Raw genomic sequence first — 1367 nt, forward strand, 5'->3', positions numbered from 1 at the left:
CTATTAAGCCCCCTAATTAAATTGGAGAGTACTTAGGGAAATAAGGTACTATTAAATTAAGGGGGCGATGGAAGATGAGACAGAGAAATCAAGCATTTCAAGAAGTTCGCTACAAAGTTGCACAAGAAGCTCTTGCAGGCATAAAAGTAGGGGTGCTCGCGCGAAAGTATGACATCTCTCCAAAAACGGTAAGAAACTGGGTAAAAGAATTCCAGGAAACCTTTGGAGCAGATGCAGTCCCAACGATCGATGAGCGTGTGAACGATGCCAAGCGGTTGGCCGAAATGGAAGATAAGTATGACAAGGCAATGAAAGCATTGGGTGAAAAGGAGTTGGAGCTTGCGATCCTGCGTGAACTCGTAAAAAAGACCAACCCTGCATCGATGACAAGCTGGACATCGCCCAAGCGTTCATCGAGCAGGGACAATCCGTAACAACGGTTTTACGGCTAACAGGTCTTGCTTCTTCGACGTACTATGACCGTAGACGCAATCATCATCCTCAAGCTGGAGAAGAAACGAAGGTACCACTCCGAGGACGTCCTGTGACAGATCATTCACGAACACAAGCCGGGCGGATCATAAGCAACACACAAATTGAAGAATGGCTGATGGAACTGGTGGCCGGTGAAGAGCACGGATATGGCTACGTGTTGCTAGCCGAGTGTTTACGGACCCAGCACAAGCTCATTATTAACAAGAAAAAAGTATATCGTTTGTGCAAAAAGCTTGGGATTCTTCATCCACAGCGACGTAAAAAAATTCATTATCCACGCCGTTTGGCTCGCAATCACACCATCGATAGGCCCAATCAACTATGGCAACTAGATATTAAATATGGCTACGTAGCAGGCTACGACCAGTTTTTTTACATCGCAGATATCATTGATGTGTTCGACCGAAGTATCGTAGGTTATCACGTCGGTTCGCATTGTGAGGCTAAGCACGTTTGCCAAGCACTACAGGCCGCCTTGCACATGCGTCTAACAGATAGGGAGTCAAAACCCATCATTCGTACAGATAATGGTCCTCAATTTGTCAGCAAGGCATTTGGAGAGCTTTGTGACGCAGAGCAGCTTATACACGAGCGCATTCCACCAAAGACGCCAAACATGAATGCTTACATCGAATCGTTTCATGCCACTTTAGAACGAGATTTATTGAGTAAAGAGGCCTTTGAAACGTTCGAAGAAGCGTACCTGGCAGTAAATGAATACATGGACTTTTACAATAACCGCAGGATGCACAGGAGCTTAGGAAAACGCTCGCCGGCGGCATTTTTAGAGTGGGCAAAAGAAGCTTCAAGCGAACTGGCCGCATATAGACGTGCAGTGTAAAACGAAAATCCTCGTAAAATGCTGGAAAGAA

2 protein-coding genes are annotated in these 1367 nt (G+C 45.8%); both read left to right on the forward strand.

All coding sequences use genetic code 11. From position 1 onward, the window contains the following. Nucleotides 1–74 precede the first annotated feature (74 nt). Nucleotides 75–434 carry a helix-turn-helix domain-containing protein gene (locus ACFQ88_RS39680; RefSeq protein WP_379463445.1) on the forward strand — a complete coding sequence of 120 codons (360 nt, stop codon included), beginning with the start codon at nt 75–77 and terminating at the stop codon, nt 432–434. Further along, the gene (locus tag ACFQ88_RS39685; protein WP_379463446.1) at nt 413–1336 is read left to right on the forward strand and encodes an IS3 family transposase; all 924 of its coding nucleotides are present in this window, start codon (nt 413–415) and stop codon (nt 1334–1336) included. Before ACFQ88_RS39680 ends, ACFQ88_RS39685 begins: the two co-directional genes overlap by 22 nt. Nucleotides 1337–1367 lie beyond the last annotated feature (31 nt).

Source organism: Paenibacillus sp. NPDC056579, from assembly GCF_042793215.1.
Taxonomy (GTDB): domain Bacteria; phylum Bacillota; class Bacilli; order Paenibacillales; family NBRC-103111; genus Paenibacillus_S.

What these genes read in the sequence shown, in the direction of transcription:
- ACFQ88_RS39680 (WP_379463445.1), top strand. Translation starts at nt 75, where the DNA reads ATGAGACAGAGAAATCAAGCATTTCAAGAAGTTCGCTACAAAGTTGCA.